Raw genomic sequence first — 4,243 nt, 5'->3', positions numbered from 1 at the left:
GCTGCCGTCGCGGTCGCGGGGCACCTCGATCGGCACGGGCCCGGTCGTCTCGGTCAACACCGTCTTCGACCGGGTCCCGTTACGCACGTTCGCCGATTCCCGCTCCTGCGGGGCCTGGTTGGGTTCGTATCCCAGGTGCTCGGTCATCTCCTCGTTGAGCGCGGTCTCCAGAACGGTCTTGGTGAACTGTTTGAGCAGTCCGTCCGGCCCGGTCAGGGACAAGCCCTGCTCCTTGGCCATCCGGACCAACTCGACCGCTGCCAGCTGCTCGGCCGAGGCTTCGGCCTTCTTCTTCGCCACGGCATCAAGTGTCGTCATCAGGGCGCCTTCCCGCTGACCATCCGGTCAGCGAATCAGGCCGGAAACACCGAAGAATCCACAGTCCCTGCGGTGCCGGTATCGGTGTGCATGGTCTCGGGTCAGGACGGATGAACGGCCCACTCGGGCATCGCGGGGAACGGCGCGAGGCGATAGGCCGGGGGTTCGGTGCCGTGCAAGTGCCGCACGAGGTAGTCCCAGGTGCGTCGGGTGACGTAGTGGTATCGGCCGTGGAACGTGTGCTCGACGCCGGGGACGATGAGCATATCGATATCGGCGTCGGCGTCGATGAGTGCGTCGACCAGGCGCATGCTCTGGTGCGGCAGGACGTTGTCGTCTAGTTCGCCGTCGATCAGTAGGAGCTTGCCGCGCAGGTTGCCGGCGTGCAGCGTATTGATAAGCGTCGCACGGTTTTCCTCGGTGAGTTCCCCGTGGTGCTGCTCCACCCAGAACGGCAGGTAGATCGAGAAGTCGTGGGGTCCGGCCTGGGAGACCCCCACCGAGTAGAACTCTGGTCTGGTCAGCATGGCCCGGGCGGTGAAGAATCCGCCGCCGGAGTGGCCGGTGATCCCGACGCGGCCGGTGTCGAGCCAGGGGTGGCGTCGCCCGAGCTCTCGGATGGCGGCGACGTGGTCGTCCAGGGCGGCGGTCATGCCCAAGTCGCCGTAGGAGTGGTCGAGGAACGCCTTGCTACGCACCGGGGTGCCGCGGCCGTCGAGGGCGACGACCGCGAACCCGAGCGCGGCCAGCGCCTCGGGCTCCCCGGTGAACAGGTCGCAGAAACCCGGCGAGGCCCGGTGGATGTTCGGTCCGGGGTAGGCGTGGTCGATGACGGGGTAGCGTCGTGCCGGGTCGAAACCGAGTGGGCGCCACAACAGCCCATAGATCGGCGTGTGGCCGTCGGCGGCGGTCGTCCGGAACCGCTCGGGTGGGCTCCACCCGGCTGCCTCCCGCGCGGTCGCATCCGGTGCCTCGAGTTCGACCAGGACCCGGCCGTCGTCGCCGAGCACTCTCGTGCGAGGGGGCAGGGCGACGGTCGAGGCGCGGTCGACGAGGTAGTTGCCGCGCGGCGGGGCGACGGCGTCGTGGTCGAGGTCGTCGTCGGTGATCCGCACGAACCCACCGCCGTCGAGGTCGACCCGGCAGATCTGGCGGAGGTAGGGGTCCTCGTTCAGCCCGCAGGCGAGGAACCACACGCGGCCGAGGTCTTCGTCGACGCGCAGGATTCGGCGGACCAGCCATTGACCTGCGGTGACCTGCCCGAGCTGTTCGCCTTCGGCCGAGTATCGGTAGAGGTGTCCCCAGCCGTCGCGTTGGGACCACCAGAGGATCTCGCCGGAGTCGAGGATGCGGACCACAGGTGGTACGTGCAGGTAAGGCGAGGGATCCACCCGGGTGCGATCGCTCTCGGTGATCAGTGTCGTCGTCGCGCCGGTGTCGGGGTCGAGGCGGCGCAGTTCGAGGGTGCGCCCATCGCGTGACTGGTGCAGGAGGTGGACAGCGTTCCCCTTCTGCCCGGACCACCACCGCCGGTCGAGGGCGTAGGGAGATACCAGGACCTCCGGTGCGGCGGACGCGGGAATATTCTGCCCGGTGCGGACGTCGAGCACGTGCCACGTCAACGTCGCCTGCGCCGCGTCGCCGGGCATCGGATAGCGCACGCGGTGCGTCACCGGGCGTCCACCACCGGGTGGGGCGGCTTCCACCAGGACCTGTTCGGGCAGCCCGCGCTGGTCGATCCGGTGGGTGATCAACCGGGTGGAGTCCGGCGACCACGCTGCCACGAGCGGCGACTCGATCCCCAGCAGGGGCAGCTTCACCTTGGTCGCTGCCTCGGGGAACCCGCCGTAGTCCCAGTGCGGCTCGGCGTCACCGGTCAGCGCGAACTCCCGCTCACCATCCCGGCTGCGCACCCACACGTTGCCCTCCCGCCGGAACGCCACCCACGCCCGGTCCGGTGACGCGATCTCCCCCACCCCCACCGGCGGGCCGTTCTCGACCGGCGTGCAGGTCCCGGCGCGGTCCGACCACTCCCACCGGGTATCGAACGCCGAGAAACGGAGCACGTCCGGATCCCGGCCGGGAACGTCGAACTCCACCGAGGCGAGCGGCAGGTCGTCGGCTACCACCGCATGTCCGGATGCCTGCGACAGGGCCGCAGCGAGCCGCTCGTGGTCGAACGCGTCCCGGCGGGTGCCCGCCACCGGGTCGACCAGGACGTGATACGCCCCCGACCGGTACCGGAACCGGGCACCGTCGTCGGACCAGTGCGGGACCACCACGGCCTGCGGGAGCAGCCGGTCCCGGTACGGCGCGAGCATCTGCTCCGCGCGGGCATAGTCGGTGTCGGTGAGCACGATTCGCCCGGCCGCGTCGGTCATATCGGATCCTCTCGTCACTGCCGCTCCCGACCACCTCACACTGTGCCGCCACGGCAACCTCCACCCCTATGAGAACCAGATCACAGACCTCTTTCCCGTCGGAGCCGCCCAGATCCGCTGCCACATACGCGTTCCCCCCTCCGTGTATCAAGCAAGAACATCGTGCCCTCCGTACACACTTCCGGCGGCGCCACACGATCAGTGACGGCAGAACTCACCGCCACACCGACAGTGTTCGGTCCAGCAACGACTGCAGAATTCACCGATCAACGACGCCGGAATCCACTGGCATAACCACTGCCGCGATGATTCGGCGCCGATGTCCTGCTCCCGGGCGCCGAGCAGACCTCGCGGGTTGTATTCCGATGTGAATGGCAACTCGGTCCGCGCTGAGGAGGCCGGGGTCTAGATCAGCCTGTCTTTTCTGACGCTGGTTGCCGGTCCTGCCTGTACCGGGCGGTCATCGCGTGGAACACCTTCTTCGGTTCCCAGTGGTTCTCGTCGAGGATCCGGACCACGCCATAGGAGCCGAGGTCGCGCTCCCCTGGCCTGTTGTAGCCGCCGAAGGTGAACCAGAGCGCTGTGTCCACTCCTTCCTCCTCGAAGATCTCCAGCAACTCGTCGTGATAGCGCACCTGCTCGTCCTCGTCGGTGATCCGATCCCCACCCGGGATCGGTTCGGGCAACTGGCCTGCGATCGGCCCGTCCAGTTCGATTCGACCCTCGTCCACCAGTTGCATGACCACTGTCGCGCCGAAAGTCTTGGTTATGCTGCCGATCCGGAACCGGGTGGTCGGCCCCATTTCGACGTCCTGCTCGATACCGCTGCCCGCCGCGATCAGGTCGCGGGTGCCCTCGTGGTCGGAAACGCGCAGCACAATATCGGCATCGGTGAGCCGCGCCGCCGATACGACGATATTCGCGGTCAGCTGATCTCGGGCGGTGACCAAAATCAGCATCGCCATGGCGATCACTGCGACGACGGCCGCAGTGACAGCGATAGCGAAACGGAGCAATTTCTGCCTCATGGATTTCGACGCTAGGGCCGGGGCGGGAACGCGGCGAGGGTGCAGACCCGCCGGTCGAGGTGCGGAAAACCGCAGCGCGACACTGCGACCGGGCCTCCCGAACCGGGTGGCCGGCACCACTGTGCGCGACGGCGCCGATTCCTAGGTTCGTAATATGCCTATTGCAATGGAATCCACCGACGAGTTGACCGGGGTGGCCGCCTGGGCGGTCGACCTCATGGAACAGCTCGGCGGGATGGGGGCGGGTACGGCCATCGCCCTGGAGAACCTTTTCCCGCCGCTGCCCAGCGAGATCATCCTGCCGCTGGCCGGGTTCACGGCGAGCAAGGGACAATTCGGTGTGGCGGAGGCTCTGATATGGACCACGCTCGGTTCAGTGATCGGCGCGTTGACGCTGTACGGGCTGGGTGTACTGCTCGGCCGGGACCGGCTCCGCGCGATTATCGATCGGATGCCGCTGGTGCAGCTGTCCGATTTCGATCGGACGGAGGAATGGTTCGCCAGGCACGGGGATAA

Annotated in this window: 4 protein-coding genes; 1 reads left to right on the top strand and 3 read right to left on the bottom strand. The window is 67.6% G+C overall.

Annotated elements, in window-relative coordinates; translation table 11 throughout:
• From NFL01S_RS33755 to NFL01S_RS33745, 3 genes are all read right to left on the bottom strand, one after another.
• A partial coding sequence (locus tag NFL01S_RS33755; protein WP_174555746.1) for a transposase occupies positions 1–321 on the bottom strand: 321 nt, incomplete at its 3' end.
• Positions 322–419: 98 nt separating this feature from the next.
• A complete protein-coding gene (locus tag NFL01S_RS33750; protein WP_062980386.1) occupies positions 420–2,699 on the bottom strand; it encodes a S9 family peptidase in 2,280 nt (759 codons plus the stop codon).
• Between the two features lie 410 nt (positions 2,700–3,109).
• Positions 3,110–3,727 carry a serine hydrolase gene (locus NFL01S_RS33745; RefSeq protein WP_062980385.1) on the bottom strand — a complete coding sequence of 206 codons (618 nt, stop codon included), beginning with the start codon at positions 3,725–3,727 and terminating at the stop codon, positions 3,110–3,112.
• A gap of 154 nt (positions 3,728–3,881) precedes the next feature.
• On the opposite strand from NFL01S_RS33745, the gene NFL01S_RS33740 reads away from it, so the two are divergent.
• The coding region (locus tag NFL01S_RS33740; RefSeq protein ID WP_371851882.1) for a DedA family protein at positions 3,882–4,243 on the top strand (362 nt) is incomplete at its 3' end.

The sequence above is a fragment of the Nocardia flavorosea NBRC 108225 genome, assembly GCF_001613385.1.
Lineage (GTDB): Bacteria > Actinomycetota > Actinomycetes > Mycobacteriales > Mycobacteriaceae > Nocardia > Nocardia flavorosea.
The sequence above is the reverse complement of the archived record's forward strand: the minus strand, read 5'-3'. Positions and strand labels throughout refer to the sequence as shown.

Bases quoted from the DNA above. Each gene is read 5' to 3' on its own strand.
- NFL01S_RS33750 (WP_062980386.1), bottom strand. From the start codon at position 2,699: ATGACCGACGCGGCCGGGCGAATCGTGCTCACCGACACCGACTATGCC.
- NFL01S_RS33745 (WP_062980385.1), bottom strand. From the start codon at position 3,727: ATGAGGCAGAAATTGCTCCGTTTCGCTATCGCTGTCACTGCGGCCGTC.